Source organism: Frankia sp. R82 (genome assembly GCF_023716925.1).
Classification (GTDB): Bacteria; Actinomycetota; Actinomycetes; order Frankiales; family Frankiaceae; genus Frankia.
On sequence record NZ_JAMQQG010000210.1, the window covers coordinates 50,691 to 66,375 of the forward strand.

The following is a 15,685-nucleotide window of genomic DNA, read 5'->3' on the forward strand; positions in this document are numbered from 1 at the left end:
CGAAGGCATCACCAGCTTCCTCACCCGCCTGGGAGTCGAACTCGACGACCGGACCGAGGCACCGTGCGCCTCGGTCCCCGCGAAGCCAGCGGCCCCGGCTGGCCAAACGTTCCGTTCCAGCCAGGTTGCGATGGTTTCGTCTCCACGCTGCGGACCGTGTCGAGGGGTCCGAACGACACCACCTGGGCGGTACGCGGGGCGCTCGGCAGCCGCGACCCGGGCGACCAGGGGCGGGCGGCCTTCACGCGTCGGCTGGTCGGCTTCGTTCACGATCGGGGCATCGCGGCGAAAGTGTCGATTCGGACAGGGGCGGACGCCGGTCCTCGTCTCGGCAGGCGTCGTCTCGGCAGGCGTTGTCTCGGCAGTGGCTGTCGTACTGGCTCCGACGCCAGTCACTTTCCATGGGGAACCTGCTACCCACATGACCGTAGCGTGTCCCGGGTCAGTCCGAACCCCAGCCCGGAGGTACCCCTGTGATCGTCGTGACCGGCGCTACCGGCAACATCGGCCGTCCCCTCACCAAGAGTTTGATTGCCGCCGGCCAGCCAGTGACCGCTGTGTCTCGAGGCGCCTCGGCGCCCCTTCCCGCCGGGGCCGGGCTCACCGCCGTCCGCGCCGACCTCGCTGCCCCCGACAGCCTGGCCCCCGTTCTTGAAGGAGCCGACGCGCTGTTTCTACTCGTCCACGGTTCCGGCGATGGTCTCGACGCGGCGGCGATCCTGGGCGCTACCAAGGCCGCCGGTGTCCGCCGGCTGGTGCTCCTGTCATCGGTGGCCGCCGGCACCCGTCCGACGCTGTCGGCCTACGACGGGTTCCGGACGCTCGAGGATGCCGTCACCGGGTCGGACCTGCAGTGGACCATTCTGCGACCGGGTGGCTTCCACTCCAATGCGCTCGCCTGGGCGCCCTCCGTAGCGGCGCAGCGGACGGTGTTCGCGCCGTTCGGCGACATCGCCCTCCCCTCCGTCGATCCGGCCGACCTGGCCGACGTCGCGGCCGCCGCCCTGCTGGACCCGCGCCACGCCGGCCAGATCTACGTCCTGGCCGGGCCCTCGATCTCGCCGCGTGACCGGGCGGCGGCACTCGGCGCAGCCCTCGGTGAGCCGGTGACCTTCGTCGAGATCTCCCCCGCGCAGGCCCGTGAGCAGATGGCCGAATGGATGCCGGCCGCCATCGCCGACGACACCCTGACCGTTCTGGGAAGTCCGACCGCCGAGGAGACCACCGTCGGCCCCGACCTCGGTGCTGTGCTCGGCCGACCCGGCCGGACGTTCGCACTCTGGGCTCGGGACAACGTCGGCGCCTTCCGCTGACCCCACCGCCGCACCGACCCGGACGGCGCGGCGACCATCGCACGAACCTGCCGATCCGGATCATGGTGTAGTGGCTGATCGCGAGCCAGCCTGCGATCAACAACGGCCTGGCGCGTCCATCCGATCGTCACCAGGCCAGCCCGGGAGCATCGGTGCCGAGCCGCGATCGGGCGTCAGCTGTCCATCAGGTTGGCGGCGACCGTCGCCCCGAGTTCCCAGCAGGCCTCGCGCGCCGCCGCGTCTGCCTAGTCGGCGACCTGCTGGCCGTGCCTGACCCGGGACCCGCCCAGCCCGATGAGGTACACAGGGACGAGTACACCGCCTCACCGCGGTGAGGCGCGCCGCGGTGGGTGAGGTCCCGGCGCAGCTCTCAGGCGGGCACGCGTAGGAGCCCGAAGCCGACACCACCGGCAAGCGCTGCTGCGGCACCCATGAGTAGCGGAAACTGCGCGCCCCGCGCGTCGAGCAGCACTCCGCCGACCACCGCGCCCACTGTGATCGCCACCTGGAACGCCGTGACCTGGAGCGACACCGCCGACTCGACGCTGTCCGGCTCGACTCTGCTGACCCACAGCTGAGTGGCGACCGGGATCATGTTGAACGCGAAACCCCACAGCACGATCCCGATCGCGAGCGGGCCGGAGGAGCCTGCCACGGCAGTGACCAACAGGGCCACCCCCAGCAGGACCGGTGCCGCGGCCGCAAGCAGCCGCAGTCTCGCGGCGAACGCGCCGGCAAGGACATTGCCCACCATGCCACCGAGGCCCCAGCCGACCAGCAGCCATGGCGTGTGGTGGGAGCTCACCCGCTCGATGGCGAGTCTGATGTAGGGGTAGCTGGCAAAGTTCCCGAACGCGACCAGGCCGACGCATCCGATTCCCGCCATGAGCCGCCGGTTCCCGACCGCTCTGCGCAGCATCGGCAGGCCAGCCGACGGATGCGCCGGAACCGGCGGTAGGACACCGGCCAGCCAGGCCGCGGAGAGAACGCAGATGGCGCCCGCGCCGACGAACGCGGCCCGCCAGCCGACGCCGTTGCCGACGAGCGCGGCGAGCGGCACGCCCAGCGCCGTCGCGAGGCTCACCCCGAACGCGAGCGCGGTCGACACGACCCGCGGCCTGCCGGGCACAACCGTCGTCCCCGCCCCGAAGGCGAACGACCAGAAGCCGGCGAGGGCGATACCGAGCAGGAGCCGGCCCAGCAACAGGACGGCGAAATCCGGGGCAAGTGACACGGCGAGATCGGCGACCGCACCGGCGGCCAGCAGCGCGACGAGCACCGTGCGCCGGCTGGTTCGCGGGAGCACAAGCGCGACGGTGGGGGCGGTGACGGCACCGGCGATCGCGGTGACCGCGATCGCCAGGCCAGCGACACCGTCGCTGACACCGATGTCCGAGGCCATCGTCGGCAGCACACCCGCGGGAAGGAACTCACTCGTCACGAGCGCGGTCGTCCCCGACGCGAGGGCGATCACCGGCAGCAGGGTCGCCGCCGGTGCGCCGGCTCCGTCGACCGACCGACGGTCGGAGATCTGACTGCTCATGGGTTCACCGTGCAGCACACCCGGCCCGCGGGAGTGATTGCGTGATCCTTCCCCATCCCCCGCGGCTTCGACCGCCACAACACCCGTCCTGTGCCACGCCCCTGCTGACGGCCTCGAACCGGCGACCGCGCCACCCGGCCGGCCGCCCTGCTCGCGACGCTGGAGGGTGGTCGTTGACGGAGCGATTTCCGGTCAGCTGCAGCAGCAGACTCGTAGCAACCGTAGCCCCAGCTCCCAGCACGCCTCTCGATCTTTAGCATTCGGCGTGCCGAGCGTCGTCACCGGATCGCGCAGGCGCTTCCGTTTCAGACCGGCGACGATCGTTTCCACGCTGCGGACCGCACCCGTCGTGTCGGAGCCACCGTGGACGTACAGGGCGCACCGCCGACCGACAGCTGCTTCCAGGCAGGAGTAATACACCTGATCACAGAACTCGCCGAAAGTCGCATGCGTCGCACGGTCACGCCGCATTTGACACAAGCGCTCGCCGGCACCGACCGCTGGCGCGACGATTCGTCAAATCGTCAAGGGCCTTCAGCTCGGCTTGGTAGGATATGCCTGTGTCGAAGCTGCTGGTGGTCCAGCACACCCCGTCCCCGACCATGCAGGATATGCTGGAGGCCGTGCTGTCGGGCGCTCGGGCGGATGAAATTGAGGGCGTGGAGGTTGAGGTTCGGCCGGCACTCTCGGCAACTGCCTCGGATGTCCTGGCCGCCGACGGATATATTCTCGGTACCCCAGCCAATATCGGTTATATGTCGGGGGCTTTGAAGCACTTTTTTGATGGTGTGTATTATCCTTGCCTCGAAGCAACCGTCGGTCGGCCGTATGCCCTCTACGTCCACGGAGGCAGCGACACCACGGGCGCCGTGCGGTCGGTAGAGACGATCACTACGGGGCTGCGGTGGAGGCGCCTGCGGGAGCCGCTGACGGTGGTGGGAGCGCTCGACACCGCTACCCGCGAAGCATGCTGGGAGTTGGGGGCGACCGTGGCGGCCACACTCGCGGACACGTAGCGTAACCATTCGACGCACGCGACTTTGTGCAAGTTCTTCGACCAGACCCATTACCCCTGTTTGGACGCCACCGTTGGCAGCCCTTACGCGCTGTATGTGCATGGCAACAACGACACGATGGGTGCGGTGCGGGTGATGGAGTCGATCGCTAGCGGCCTGCGCTGGCGGCGGTTGCGCGAGCCGGTGACGGTGATCGGTACCCCGGACGCGAAGGGCCGGGAGGCCTGCTGGGAGCTGGGCGCCGGCACGGCGGCGAGCCTGATGCCGTAGCGCTCGGGTCTGGTGGGGCACCGACCATGCGTTCATGCGCCATGCATGAACGCATGGTAGCGTGGACAGATGAGCGAGTCCGCCGACCTGGGCATCGTCCAGGTGCGCGATGTCGATCCGACGACTCTGGCGGTCCTGCGCGAACGGGCCAGATCGCTCGGTCAGTCGCTGTCCGGGTACTTGCGGGACCTGATGGATGCTGACGCGGCCACGGAAACCAACGCCGAGGTCATCGCCCGCATCGCCCGCGACCGGGAACCGGTGGAGCTCACCATGGACGACATCCTCGCGGCGCGCGACGAGGGGCGGCGTTGACCCTCACGTACGTGGTTGACTGCTCGCTCGTCATTGATGCGCTGTCCGCCCGCAATGGCGACGAGGTGCTGCGGCACCGTCTGTCCGCCCCGCGTACGTTGCACGCCCCGCACCATCTCGACGTCGAGGTCGCGTCAACGGTCCGCGGGCTCGCCGCCGGAAAGAAGATCACCGATCATCGCGGCGAGCAGATGCTGGCTGACTACGCGCGCCTGCGGATCACCCGTCATCCGGTCTGGCCCTACCACCCCCGGATATGGGAACTGCGGCACAACCTCGGCGCCTACGACGCCGCCTACATCGCACTCGCCGAAGCACTCGGCTGCGACCTGCTCACCGGCGACACCAAGCTCAAGAACGCTGCCGGACACCGCGCGACGGTCATCGTCACCCGATAGCCGAAGCGGGCCCGCTTCGCTGGGGTGACCAACGGGCCCAGTCCCCTTGAGGCGACCTGGTTCTGCAATGCGCTGACACGTCAGGTGAGACTGACGACCCTCCCCAGGCTGCCGCCACGGTCAGTTCCCGACGCCGAGCTCCCGCAGCGTGGACAGGACGTCCCGCTCCACCGCGCGGGAGAACAGCGAGTACTCGATCTGCAGGTCGGTGGCCGGATGCACGGCGTGCGCCCGGCGGACAGTCGCCGCGTCGACCTCCGAGAGGCCGAGGTAGCGCACATGACCAGCGTCGATCATCTCTCTGATCGCGCCCACGGTGTCCTCGATTGGCACCGCGGGGCCGAGGCGGCCAGGACGGTATAGGCCGATGTGGTCGGTGCCCAGCCGGGTTAGCGAGTAGGCCAGGACGTTCTTCACCGCGGCGGGACGGGCGTCGACGCCGCCGAAGCACTGGCCCGGTGTCCGCAGCATGCCGAACGTGACGCTCAACTGGTAACTGTCGCGTTCCCGGCCACACAGCGCTTCGGCGAGCGGCAGCTCGTTGTGGCCCATGGCGTGGAAGTCACCCGTGTCGATCAGCGTGACGTCGGCATCCAGAGCGGCGTGCACGGCGGCGATGCTCACCGAGCGGTCCGCCTCGCCGTGGACACCCACCATGCCCATCGCACCCAGGCCCCAGGCCGGACACCACCGGGCCGGTGCTTCCCAGAGTTCGTGTCTGCATCTCGTTCTCCCCCTCGTCTGCCACCCACCCGGTGTCCGGGTCGCGATGCGTCGACGAGAACGACTGGATGGCAGTCGTACCCGGTCCTGCTATGCACGGTCGGGTTCGCCGCGGTCTGGCAGGTTTCGGAGAAACCCGTCAACGAGGTTGCGCAGGCCGAGCGAGTAGGTGTCTCGGCTGGCCAGGCTGGCCCAGCGTTCCGCAAGCGCCGCGAGGTGTGGCCGCGTCAGCATCCATCAGGTCCCGCAAGTACCCGGACAGCGACTGACCGAGCGATCTGGCCCGTTCGCGCAGGACCGCCAGAGTCGTCGGATCGACATCGCGCACCTGGACGATGCCCAGGTCGGCGGACTCGCTCATCTGTCCACGCTACCATGCGTTCATGCATGGCGCATGAACGCATGGTCGGTGCCCCACCAGACCCGAGCGCTACGGCATCAGGCTCGCCGCCGTGCCGGCGCCCAGCTCCCAGCAGGCCTCCCGGCCCTTCGCGTCCGGGGTACCGATCACCGTCACCGGCTCGCGCAACCGCCGCCAGCGCAGGCCGCTAGCGATCGACTCCATCACCCGCACCGCACCCATCGTGTCGTTGTTGCCATGCACATACAGCGCGTAAGGGCTGCCAACGGTGGCGTCCAAACAGGGGTAACAGGCCTGGTCGAAGAAATGTCGCGAAGCCTGGTCACGACAATCTCACTCTGAGGGCCACAGTCCGGCTCGAGGCGCTGGCTTGCCCGCCTGGTTGGCCAGGACCTCGGGACGGGAGCAGGCGCGGCAGATGTCGGCGAAGACGTCGACGAACGGTCGGTTGTCGACCGTTCGCCACACGACGGCCAGTTCGCTGGGCGGGAGTCCGCTGACCGGCCGGCAGACGACGTCGTCGCGGCGGTAGATCTCGGCGTTGCCGGCGGAGAGCAGGGCGATCCCTGATCCGGAGGCGACCGCCTCAAACGACTCCTCGGCGGTCTCGGCTTCCCCAGCGACAACGGCCGGGGACCGCCGGGCGGCTGCCCCGAGCCAGAAATCCCGCTGGGCGCCGGCCGTCCTGGGTAGCGCGATGAAGGGCTCGTCAACGAGATCGGCGAAGGGCACCGTGCACAGGCCGGCCAGCCGGTGGCGGGGCGCGAGTGCGACCCAGACATCCTCACGGGCCACGACCCGCCAGGAGAGCGCACCCGTGTCGGGCACGGGCAGCCAGGCGATCGCGACGTCCACCTCGCCGCGGGCCAGGCCAACCGTGGGGTCGGCCCAGGAGACCTGGCGGAAGTCCAGCCTCCAACCGGGAAGCCGCTGGTTCATTCGCGCGGCGACGGCTGGAATGAGCCCGCGACCGATCCGCGTCTGAAATCCCACCCGCACCGTCGCCCCGGCCTGGGCTGACGCCTCCGAGACTGCGAGCAGCGCCGTTTCCCAGTTCTCGGTGAGCCGCCGGGCGTGCGGCAGCAGCGCCTCTCCGGCGGGGGTCAGCCGGATCGTCCGCCGGTCCCGGACGAACAGGACGGTCCGCAACGACTGCTCCAGCTGGCGGATCTGCTTGCTCAACGCCGGCTGCGAGATGAACAGCCGCCTCGCTGCCCGGGTGAAACTCTGCTCCTCGGCGACTGCCACGAAGTAACGCAGGTCCCGGCCGTGCACATCCATAACCACTGGTTATAGCAACGGGTCTTGGACCGGCGGAGAGGAGCCCGGCAGGGTGGTCTGCCGGGGCCCCTGACCGCTCCCTCTGTCCAGTCCCCAGGGAAACATCATGCCGGCACTCGTCCACGACCCGGGCCAGCCGGCTGGCCCGGGTCCCGCGGAGGAAGCCGAACCAGGTCCTGGATGCTCGCCGCCGCCCGCCCTGCAGCTGGCGGCGCGGCGGGGCTGGCCATGGCTTCCGACCGGCTGAAGCGCGGCAGGGGACGACCACCGGAACTTTCGAGGAGTGTGAGCATGGAACTCGGTGTATATGGACTCAACGCGAAGGCGACAGCCGGCCCGGAGGCAACTGTCCGGCTGGCTCGGCTGGCCGAGGAGCTGGGGTACCGCTCCTGGTGGGCCGGTGAGCATGTCGTCCTGCCCAGCCCGCGGGTGCCGGCATCGCCGATGGAGGCCACGGACCCGATCCTCGACCCCCTGGTACACCTGACCTACGTGGCCGCGGCCACCAGGCAGCTCGAATTGGGCACCGGGGTCATCATCCTTCCCCAGCGCAACCCGCTGGTTCTGGCCAAGCAGGTGGCGAGCCTGGACGTACTGAGCGGAGGACGGGTGCTGCTCGGCGTCGGCGCCGGCTACCTGGAACCGGAGATGACCGCCATCGGGGTGCCGATGGCCGGGCGCGGCCGCCGAACGGACGAGTATCTCGACGCGATGACATCGCTCTGGCTCGATCCCCTGCCCTCCTACGAAGGGCGGCACGTCTCGTTCAGGAACATCGACGCGTACCCGCGGCCGGTGCGCCCGCACGGCCCGCGAGTCGTGATCGGCGGCCACAGCGCCGCCGCCTACCGGCGCGCGGTCGCTCGCGGGCACGGATGGTTCGGCAACGGCACGGCCGCCGACCTTGCCGCCCACCTGTCCGGACTCGCCGCCGCGGCGGCTGAGATCGAGCGCCCGGCCCGGCTCGGCCGACTGGAGATCATCTACATGCAGCTTGATCCGGTCGAGATCGATGCCGACTCAGCTCGCCGGTACGCCGATCTCGGAGTCGATCGTCTCATCGTGTATCCGCTGCCGATCGAATCGGAGCGTGACGTCGCCGCCTTCCTGGAACGGCACGCCTCCCTCCCCCGCTGACCTGGGTCGGCTCGTCGAGGGCCGCGTCAGTCCTGGTCACGGCGGTGCCACTCACGATCCGATCATGAGGCCGAGCGTTTCGGCCACAGCAGTCAGGCTCGGTCGCGTCGAACGCCGGGTAGTGGAACCCGTCGCATGTACGGCACCGTGTCCGACCAGGAGATAGCCATCGCTGCCATCCGACAACAGCCACCGTCGAAGTGGTGCTGTACGTTCACGACCCCACCCTTGCTGTCGAGGACCTGCGCGCACACGTGGCGCACCGGTTACGCGAGGCCCCGGCGCTCGCCGAACGCCTCTCCCGGCCGACCGTGACCGGACAGGAGCCCGTCTGGGAACTGGACCGCGCGCTGGGCCTCGACTACCACGTCGGCTCCGAGACGCTGCCCACCGGCAGCGGGAAGGACGGCCTACCGGCGGCGCTGGACCGGATCGCCGCCCGGCCACTCGACCCGGACCGCCCGCTGTGGCGGCTCCGGCTGCTACACGGGCATTCCCCCGAGCGGGTCGCCATCGTCTACCGGCTCAGCCACATCCACCAGGACGGTGCCGTCATGTACCAGGCGCCGCACCGGCTGTCCGCGTCGCCCCGGATCCTGGCCCAAGCCGCCTCCGCCGCGGTCTGGCCTCGCTGTGGCGGTCCGTCCCCGTGGCCGCGGACGGACCGCCACGGGCGGACAGCCACGGGCGGACGGGCTCACCCGAGCGGAACGGTGAGTACCGACGGGTCGGCGGCGGGCGAGCCGAACGCGACGGTGCCCTCCGAGCGGTCCAGGTCGTAGTAGAGGTCGTCCTTGGTGTCGACGACCAGGCTGAGGTGGTGACCGAACGGCACGTCCCGGGCGACCGGGTCGAAGGTCAGGGTCGTCGCGAGGGGCCTGCCGGGTGTTGCCTCGTAGTAGCTGTACACCGCCTTGCTGATGATCGTGGCAACGTCGGTGGGCCCGGTGTCGTAGAGGTAGGCGACCACGGTGCCCGAGTCGACGTTCGGGGTCAGGGTGAGGTGCAGGGTGGGGACGCCACGGATCCGTTGCGTCGCGGGGTTCGGGCCGGTCTGCCACACGGCGCCGTCACGCCGGTCCACCGTGGCGAGATCCAGCAGCGGCGGCAGGTGCGTGATCTCCTGGAGAGCCCTGGTGATCAGGATGGTGCCGGCGTTCGCGGTGGTGTCCTGCCCGGACCGGATCGTGGTCGACCAGGTGCCGGTGGCAGCCGTCGCCGACAGCGAGCCCGTGCCGGCCCACGCCGGACCAAGACGCAGGGTCGCGCGGGAACGGGTGACAGCGTCCCAGTCGGAGTACGTTTCGATCGCTCCGCCGTCGGTCGTGAGCTGCACCGCGGCTGGGGCGGGGGCCCGCGCCGCCAGCGAGTCGGGGCGCAGGTAGCGGTCGAACCAGTCCCATGCGGACGACCACAGCGCGTTGGGGAAGCCGAGCAGACCACCGATCTCGTTGGTCCCGTGGTCGCCGGGGGCGAGCCGCAGGGCCTTGGGGCCGGTGAGCTGGTTGAAGAAGCCGATCTGCGGGACGGGCGAGAAGAAGTTGTCGCCGTAGGCCGCCGCCATGAAGATCGCGGGACGGCGCCTGTTGAGGGCGTCGAGATCGCTGGCGACCCCGCGGGGCCTGGCCCAGTCCAGCACCTGCGGCATGTTCCGGAACGCGCGGTAGTCGTCCAACAGCTCGCTCACCTCGTCCCCCCGCCGCCCGGTGAGCGACTGCAGGGTCGTCAGCAGGTTCACTGCGGCCTTGTGTCGGGTGTTCGCGGCGTAGAGCGAAAGGCCGAAGTCGGTCCAACCGCTCAGGGACGCGACCGCCCCGATCCGGGGGTCGGCACCCGCGGCGAGCAGCGCGATGCCGGCGCCGTAGGACAGCCCGGCGGCGGCGATCCGCGTCGGGTCGGCCGGGGTATGGGCGAGCGCCCAGGTGATGACGTCCGAGACATCGGAGACGTCCTGCGGCCCGGCGAGATCCACCGTTCCGCCGGAGCTGTAGAAGCCCCGGGTGTTGTAGGTGATGACGACGTAGCCCCGCCGGGACAGGTCGGCCGCCTGGCTTTCGAAGGTCGTCTCCGCAAATCCCCAGGGGGCTGGAATCACCGCGAGTGGATGGCGCCCGGAGCCCGACGGGATGACAACGCTGGCCGTCAGAGTCGTGCCGTCGCGCGTCACGATCTGCGTTCCAGGGGGAACTGACGGCGTGCCGCCGGAGGCGGCCGTGGCCGTCGCCGCGGGCTGCGCCCCGGCGCTCGGCCGCTGCCCGACGGGCGCTGGCAGATCGGATGGCCGCGTCGTGAGTGCCGGCACCATCGGGCTGGCACGGACGGCATCCCGGAGCCGCGTCGGGGCCGGGGAGCCGCAGCCGACGGCGGTGGCCGCCACAGCACACAGCACCAGCGCCGTCCCCACGCGACGGGCTCGGCGACCGGGCGGAACGGAACGTCCACAAGGCATCAGTAGCCCCACACCAACGATCGCGAGAAAACCATCGATCCCGGGCAGATAATCATGGCTCGCGAGAATAGGACATTCTTCTGTCATGCGCCCGCAATACGGATCCCGATCACTGGAGGAGCGACTCTCGACCCGACAGCGGCGACGCGCGAGGGATTTGGAGATTTCCCCCTCGAGGGAACCACTCGGCCGTTCGCGTATAGGCGGAATGTTCCCGGACCATGGCCACACAGGAGCTCGTGGACCGCGTCGTGCGTTCTGTCCGCAGCCCATGTCGGCAGGCGTAACCCAGCGACGAGAAAAGCGTCGAGGCGGGTGTCGTAGCCGTGACTGCTGATGGTATCGGCACAGAGGTTTCCGACGACACCATGTTCAGCCTTGACGTTCACCCTTGACGACATCGTCGACGCCCACCGTCGCCCGAAGAAGGAGGACCAGGTCGACAAGACCGTCATCACCGTCCGATCAGCCCACGAACCGGACATCCGGTCAGGCGAGGAGCCGATCAAGCGTGCCGGCGGTCAGGAGGCGGGCGGTCCAGGCCTGGAGCTGGTCGTTCGAACCCATCATGGTCCGAACCCCATCAAGTCCGTAGACAAGGTTCCGGCGCCGGGCTACGTTCATCCCGACAGCAGGTTTACTCTGCGGTCCAGGCCCGTCCACCGTTCAGTCCGGCGCGCATCGAGATCCCGGCCGGCAGCGGTGCGGTGGCACCAGGCCAACCGCTGGGTCCGTTGGGTCCGTTGGGTCCGTTGGGTCCGCTGGCGAGGAAGGGATGACATGTCAGCCGCGTCCTTCCAGGCCGATCCGCGCATCACGCCGGCCGGCCATCTGCCGCCCGCGGCCGGTTCCCGGGGGCCCCGCCAGATCCACCGGCACCTGACCCGCCGGTTGCAGATCGACCTACACCGCTCGTCCAGCGCGCTGTGTCCCCCGGCCGGCCGGGACACATCCCGTCGTCGTCAGCCATCGCGCCGCCACCACCAGCCTGCCTGACCTACACCGTCACCTGGCGCAGGTCGCCCGCCGTCGAGCTCGCCACGCGGTGGAACCATGATCGTCTGCTGCCTGGCTTCCGGCGCAGGCGGCGCTGATCGCCTGGTCGGCATTCGCGCAGTCCGATCGGCAGTGCGCGCCCTTCCCTCGGAAGACGGCAAGTCCCTCGGAAGACGGCAAGAAAGGTCCAGCCATGAGTGCGATTCCGTTGGCAGTCCTAGACCTTGTTCCGCTCAGTGACGGCTCGACCAGCGGCGAGGCGCTGCGCAACACCGTGGATCTGGTGCAGGCGGCGGAGCGGCTCGGGTACCACCGGTACTGGTTCGCCGAGCACCATCTCAATCCCGGAGTGCTCGGTTCGTCTCCGGCGGTGTCCATCGCCCTGGTCGCCGGGGCCACCTCGACGATCCGGTTGGGTTCGGCCGGGGTGCAGGCTGGTCACCGCACCGCGCTGTCGGTGGTCGAGGAGTTCGGCCTGATCTCGGCCCTGCATCCGGACCGGCTCGACCTGGGTATCGGCCGTTCCTTCGGCCGGCGCCCGCCGAAGGACGCTGCCGGCGGCACCCCGGGCAACGGCAGCGCTCCTGCCGGTGCCGGTGCCGCCGACGAGACGAATGGCGACACTGACAACGGCGGCGCAGGTCGCCCGAGCGAGCAGGAGCTCGCCGCCGCCGCGTTGAGCGCCTACCGGGCCTCCCGTGGCAGCGGTGATCACAGCGCCGCGGCCCGGGCCGCGAACGGTCTGCTGCTACCCAGGCAGGTCGATCTGACGAAAATCATCTCACCTGCCAAGATCAGCCTGATCACAGGGCTGCTCCAGCAGCCCGGCGCATACAGCCCGGACTACGCCGCGCAGGTCGACGAGATCCTCGCGTTGCTGGCCGGGACGTACCGCGCGCCGGACGGTCAGGAGGCGCACGCCAGCCCCGGTGAAGGTGCCCAGGTGGAGGTATGGATCCTCGGCGCCTCGGGGGGTTCGAGCGCCGAGGTCGCCGGGACGCGCAGCCTGCGCTTCGCCGCCTCCTACCACCACAGCCCGAGCACCGTGCTGGACGCGGTCGACGCCTACCGCAGGGCCTTCCGGCCCTCGGCCGCGCTCGCCGAGCCGTTCATCTCCGTCTCCGCGGACGTCGTCGTCGCCGAGGACGACGCCCGCGCCGCCGACCTTGCCGCCGGTTACGGCCTGTGGGTGCGCAGCATTCGCACCGGCGCCGGCGCGATCCGGTTTCCGACCCCGGAGCAGGTCGCCGCGCACGTGTGGACCGACGAGGATCGCAGTCTCGTCGTCGACCGCACCGAGACCCAGTTGGTCGGCTCGCCGAGCACCGTCGCCGACCGGCTCGAGCAGCTGCTGGAGGCGACCGGCGCGCAGGAGCTCGCCATCACGACCATCACCCACCAGCATGCCGACCGGGTCCGCTCGTACGAGCTGCTCGCCGAGGAATGGCGCCGCCGCGGCCACCTCGGCTGATCCGCCCGGCGCCCTTCGCCGGCCAGGACCAGCTGCGGCCCGGCACTGTCCACCGCCCGGCGACCTCCGAGGCGCCGTCCGACCGCCGGATGCACCGGCAGACCGAAAGAGGACCTCATGACCGCTTCCGATCCGCTGCATCTCGCCGTCGCGCTGGACGGCGCGGGCTGGCATCCGGCGGCCTGGCGGGAGCCGAACGCGCGGCCCCAGGAGCTGTTCACCGCCGGCTACTGGGCGGAGCTGGTCGCCGAGGCCGAACGCGGCCTGCTGGACTTCGTCACCATCGAGGACTCCCTCGCGCTGCAGTCGGCCCGTTTCTCCGGTCCGGACGGACGCACCGACCGGGTCCAGGGCCGCCTCGACGCGGTCCTGATCGCCTCCCGGGTGGCGCCGACGACCTCGCGGATCGGGCTGGTGCCGAGCACATCGGCGCTGGGCACCGAACCGTTCCACCTCTCCAAGGCCATCGCGACCCTGGACTACGTCAGCACCGGGCGCGCCGGGTGGCGGGTTCAGCTCGGCCGCCCCGGGGAGATCCCCCACGTCGGCCGGCGCCCGCCCGTCACGCTCACCCTGGACAACCGCACCAGTCCGGAGAACGAGGCGTTCATCATCGACTCGTTCGACGAGGCCGCCGACTACGTCGAGGTCGTGCGCCGGCTCTGGGACAGCTGGGAGGACGACGCCGAGATCCGCGACGTCGCCACTGGGCGGTTCGTCGACCGCGACAAGCTGCACCACATCGACTTCGCCGGCCGGTGGTTCAGCGTGCGCGGCCCGTCGATCACCCCGCGCCCGCCGCAGGGCCAGCCGGTGGTCACCGCGCTGGCGCATGCCAGCGTCCCCTACCGCTTCGCCGCCCGGGCCGCCGACGTCGTCTACGTCACCCCGGTGGACGCCGACCAGGCGCGGTCAATCGTCGCCGAGGTGCGCGACGAACAGGATCGGGCCGGGCGGGCCGGCGAGTCCCTGCAGATCTTCGCCGATCTGGACGTCGTGCTGGCCGACACCGCAGAGGAGGCCACCGCCCGGCAGGCCCGGCTGGACGAACGGCTGGACAGGCCGTACCGCTCCGACGCGCGAATCTTCGCCGGAACGCCGGCGGACCTCGCCGACCTGCTGCTGGACTGGCAGGACGCGGGGATCGCCGGTTACCGGCTGCGTCCCGCCGTCCTGCCCGACGACCTGCTGGCCATCAGCCGCCAGCTTGCCCCCGAGCTCGCCGCGCGCGGCCGGTTCCGCACCGGATACACCGCCACCACCCTGCGCGGCCACCTCGGCCTGACCCGTCCCGCGAACCGCTACGCCGCCACCTGACCCGGCACCCCGGCGGCCCGAAAGCGGCCACCCCGCCCGGGCCGCCCCACGTCAGCACACCCACAGTTCAGCGCGCCCACAGTTCAGCGCGCCCAGTGGCTCAGCGAACCCAGTGGTAGAGGGCACCGCCGCTGAGTACCTGGACGGTCAGCACGACCCCGGCGCAGGCCAGCAGGGGCACGACGACCAGCCGTTCCACCCGGCCGTCCGTGCGGGGTACCAGCACCGTCTCCATCCGCCAGGGCACCGGCCACAGCAGCAGGCAGCCGCGCGGAGTCAGACAGTCACCGAGCAGATGGGCCAGGCAGCCGATGGCCACCGGGTAGCCAGCGAACCCCATGTCCAGGTCGTGCATGGCCCAGACGGCGAGGGCGGCCGTCGCACAGTCCTTGAGGCCGGACCAGAACTCGTGCCCCTCGAAGTCCAGGCCGAGGCCGCGCAGCCCGAAACCGACCAGGATGAACAGCGCCGCCCACCAGCCATACCGACAATGGATGGCCAGCATCGACATCGCGTAGCCCATGGCGACGGCGAACAGCAGCGAGTGGGTGGCATGCCGGTGGCCGCCGCCGAGCCGGCTCACCCACCGGCAGAACTGCCGCGACACCGGCCCGAGCGTCCCGGCGATCCGCCCTGAGGGATGGTCCATGTCCGGCAGCAGCCCGGCGCCGGCGGCCACCACCGCACCGGCGATCACCTGCCCGGACGACAACGACAACGCATGCGACCCCCACCACTGCTCCCGCGCCAGCAGCGGTGCGGCCGCCAACCACACCACCGCCCCGCTGAGCGCGTGCGTCCGACCCATCACCGCGACTCGACCTCACTGATCAGCACGCCGGGACTTTAGCGCCCCGTACCGACAGGACGGCGGACAACGTGCCCGGACGTCGCCGGTCGGACATCAACCGTCACACCAGGCGATTGCGCGTCGCCGGGCCCGACTGCCGGCGTCCACGCAGGTCGTAGTTTGGTGTCCGTGGCACTGGACGAGACGAAACATCCGGGCGGACCGGATCTGCGGGTGGCGATCGGCTCCGCCGCGGTCATCGGGGGTGCGGCGGGCGCCGGGCTGGCCGCGGGCCGGGGCTGGCG

15 protein-coding genes and 1 pseudogene are annotated in these 15,685 nt (G+C 70.5%); 9 read left to right on the forward strand and 7 right to left on the reverse strand.

Translation table 11 applies throughout. The features are described 5' to 3' along the window. Positions 1–473 precede the first annotated feature (473 nt). The gene (locus tag ND747_RS16940) at positions 474–1,313 is read left to right on the forward strand and encodes an NAD(P)H-binding protein (protein WP_251734570.1); all 840 of its coding nucleotides are present in this window, start codon (positions 474–476) and stop codon (positions 1,311–1,313) included. Between the two features lie 370 nt (positions 1,314–1,683). On the opposite strand, the gene ND747_RS16945 is transcribed toward ND747_RS16940, so the two are convergent. Beyond that, positions 1,684–2,856: an MFS transporter gene (locus ND747_RS16945; RefSeq protein ID WP_251734571.1), complete on the reverse strand. Its 1,173-nt coding sequence runs from the start codon at positions 2,854–2,856 to the stop codon at positions 1,684–1,686. A gap of 554 nt (positions 2,857–3,410) precedes the next feature. Here ND747_RS16945 and ND747_RS16950 point away from each other — a divergent pair. The 4 genes from ND747_RS16950 (at position 3,411) to ND747_RS16965 (ending at position 4,855) form a co-directional block, all read left to right on the forward strand. After that, on the forward strand, positions 3,411–3,872 hold the full coding sequence (locus ND747_RS16950; protein WP_251734572.1) for a flavodoxin family protein: 462 nt from the start codon (positions 3,411–3,413) through the stop codon (positions 3,870–3,872). Between the two features lie 60 nt (positions 3,873–3,932). Then, the gene (locus tag ND747_RS16955; protein WP_251734573.1) at positions 3,933–4,142 is read left to right on the forward strand and encodes a flavodoxin; all 210 of its coding nucleotides are present in this window, start codon (positions 3,933–3,935) and stop codon (positions 4,140–4,142) included. 69 nt (positions 4,143–4,211) lie between these two features. Further along, the gene (locus ND747_RS16960) at positions 4,212–4,457 is read left to right on the forward strand and encodes a hypothetical protein (RefSeq protein ID WP_251734574.1); all 246 of its coding nucleotides are present in this window, start codon (positions 4,212–4,214) and stop codon (positions 4,455–4,457) included. Next, complete coding sequence (locus ND747_RS16965) at positions 4,454–4,855, forward strand: type II toxin-antitoxin system VapC family toxin (protein ID WP_251734575.1); 402 nt, start codon at positions 4,454–4,456, stop codon at positions 4,853–4,855. Before ND747_RS16960 ends, ND747_RS16965 begins: the two co-directional genes overlap by 4 nt. A gap of 120 nt (positions 4,856–4,975) precedes the next feature. On the opposite strand, the gene ND747_RS16970 is transcribed toward ND747_RS16965, so the two are convergent. The 4 genes and pseudogenes from ND747_RS16970 to ND747_RS16985 all read right to left on the reverse strand — a co-directional run bounded on the left by ND747_RS16970 (position 4,976) and on the right by ND747_RS16985 (position 7,220). Beyond that, complete coding sequence (locus ND747_RS16970) at positions 4,976–5,512, reverse strand: aldo/keto reductase (protein WP_251734576.1); 537 nt, start codon at positions 5,510–5,512, stop codon at positions 4,976–4,978. A gap of 156 nt (positions 5,513–5,668) precedes the next feature. Next, a complete protein-coding gene (locus tag ND747_RS16975) occupies positions 5,669–5,812 on the reverse strand; it encodes a hypothetical protein (RefSeq protein WP_251734577.1) in 144 nt (47 codons plus the stop codon). A 196-nt stretch (positions 5,813–6,008) separates the two neighbouring features. Beyond that, positions 6,009–6,257 (reverse strand): annotated as a pseudogene (locus tag ND747_RS16980) (flavodoxin); the annotation flags it as partial. A 15-nt stretch (positions 6,258–6,272) separates the two neighbouring features. Next, complete coding sequence (locus ND747_RS16985; RefSeq protein WP_251734578.1) at positions 6,273–7,220, reverse strand: LysR family transcriptional regulator; 948 nt, start codon at positions 7,218–7,220, stop codon at positions 6,273–6,275. Positions 7,221–7,511: 291 nt separating this feature from the next. On the opposite strand from ND747_RS16985, the gene ND747_RS16990 reads away from it, so the two are divergent. Both ND747_RS16990 and ND747_RS16995 read left to right on the forward strand, forming a co-directional pair. Continuing rightward, positions 7,512–8,357, forward strand: a complete 846-nt coding sequence (locus ND747_RS16990; RefSeq protein ID WP_251734579.1) for a TIGR03619 family F420-dependent LLM class oxidoreductase — start codon at positions 7,512–7,514, stop codon at positions 8,355–8,357. A gap of 203 nt (positions 8,358–8,560) precedes the next feature. Continuing rightward, positions 8,561–9,139, forward strand: coding sequence for a wax ester/triacylglycerol synthase domain-containing protein (locus ND747_RS16995; protein ID WP_251734580.1), 579 nt, complete (start codon positions 8,561–8,563; stop codon positions 9,137–9,139). Here the strand turns inward: ND747_RS16995 and ND747_RS17000 are convergent. Then, positions 9,055–10,524 (reverse strand): alpha/beta fold hydrolase, encoded by a 1,470-nt coding sequence (locus ND747_RS17000; protein WP_251734581.1) that lies wholly within the window; start codon positions 10,522–10,524, stop codon positions 9,055–9,057. The two genes, ND747_RS16995 and ND747_RS17000, sit on opposite strands and share 85 nt — an antisense overlap. Before the next feature lie 1,471 nt (positions 10,525–11,995). Here ND747_RS17000 and ND747_RS17005 point away from each other — a divergent pair. Together ND747_RS17005 and ND747_RS17010 are read left to right on the forward strand one after the other, a co-directional pair. Beyond that, on the forward strand, positions 11,996–13,273 hold the full coding sequence (locus tag ND747_RS17005; RefSeq protein WP_251734582.1) for an LLM class flavin-dependent oxidoreductase: 1,278 nt from the start codon (positions 11,996–11,998) through the stop codon (positions 13,271–13,273). A gap of 117 nt (positions 13,274–13,390) precedes the next feature. After that, positions 13,391–14,590, forward strand: coding sequence for an LLM class flavin-dependent oxidoreductase (locus ND747_RS17010; RefSeq protein ID WP_251734583.1), 1,200 nt, complete (start codon positions 13,391–13,393; stop codon positions 14,588–14,590). Between the two features lie 100 nt (positions 14,591–14,690). Here ND747_RS17010 and ND747_RS17015 read toward each other — a convergent pair whose 3' ends face one another. Beyond that, positions 14,691–15,398, reverse strand: a complete 708-nt coding sequence (locus ND747_RS17015; RefSeq protein ID WP_251734584.1) for a metal-dependent hydrolase — start codon at positions 15,396–15,398, stop codon at positions 14,691–14,693. Positions 15,399–15,685: the final 287 nt, after the last annotated feature.

What these genes read in the sequence shown, in the direction of transcription:
- ND747_RS16985 (WP_251734578.1), bottom strand. Translation starts at nt 7,220, where the DNA reads ATGGATGTGCACGGCCGGGACCTGCGTTACTTCGTGGCAGTCGCCGAG.
- ND747_RS17015 (WP_251734584.1), bottom strand. Translation starts at nt 15,398, where the DNA reads ATGGGTCGGACGCACGCGCTCAGCGGGGCGGTGGTGTGGTTGGCGGCC.
- ND747_RS17010 (WP_251734583.1), top strand. Translation starts at nt 13,391, where the DNA reads ATGACCGCTTCCGATCCGCTGCATCTCGCCGTCGCGCTGGACGGCGCG.
- ND747_RS17005 (WP_251734582.1), top strand. Translation starts at nt 11,996, where the DNA reads ATGAGTGCGATTCCGTTGGCAGTCCTAGACCTTGTTCCGCTCAGTGAC.
- ND747_RS16960 (WP_251734574.1), top strand. Translation starts at nt 4,212, where the DNA reads ATGAGCGAGTCCGCCGACCTGGGCATCGTCCAGGTGCGCGATGTCGAT.
- ND747_RS16970 (WP_251734576.1), bottom strand. Translation starts at nt 5,512, where the DNA reads ATGGTGGGTGTCCACGGCGAGGCGGACCGCTCGGTGAGCATCGCCGCC.
- ND747_RS16975 (WP_251734577.1), bottom strand. Translation starts at nt 5,812, where the DNA reads ATGCTGACGCGGCCACACCTCGCGGCGCTTGCGGAACGCTGGGCCAGC.
- ND747_RS16945 (WP_251734571.1), bottom strand. Translation starts at nt 2,856, where the DNA reads ATGAGCAGTCAGATCTCCGACCGTCGGTCGGTCGACGGAGCCGGCGCA.
- ND747_RS16990 (WP_251734579.1), top strand. Translation starts at nt 7,512, where the DNA reads ATGGAACTCGGTGTATATGGACTCAACGCGAAGGCGACAGCCGGCCCG.
- ND747_RS16950 (WP_251734572.1), top strand. Translation starts at nt 3,411, where the DNA reads ATGCCTGTGTCGAAGCTGCTGGTGGTCCAGCACACCCCGTCCCCGACC.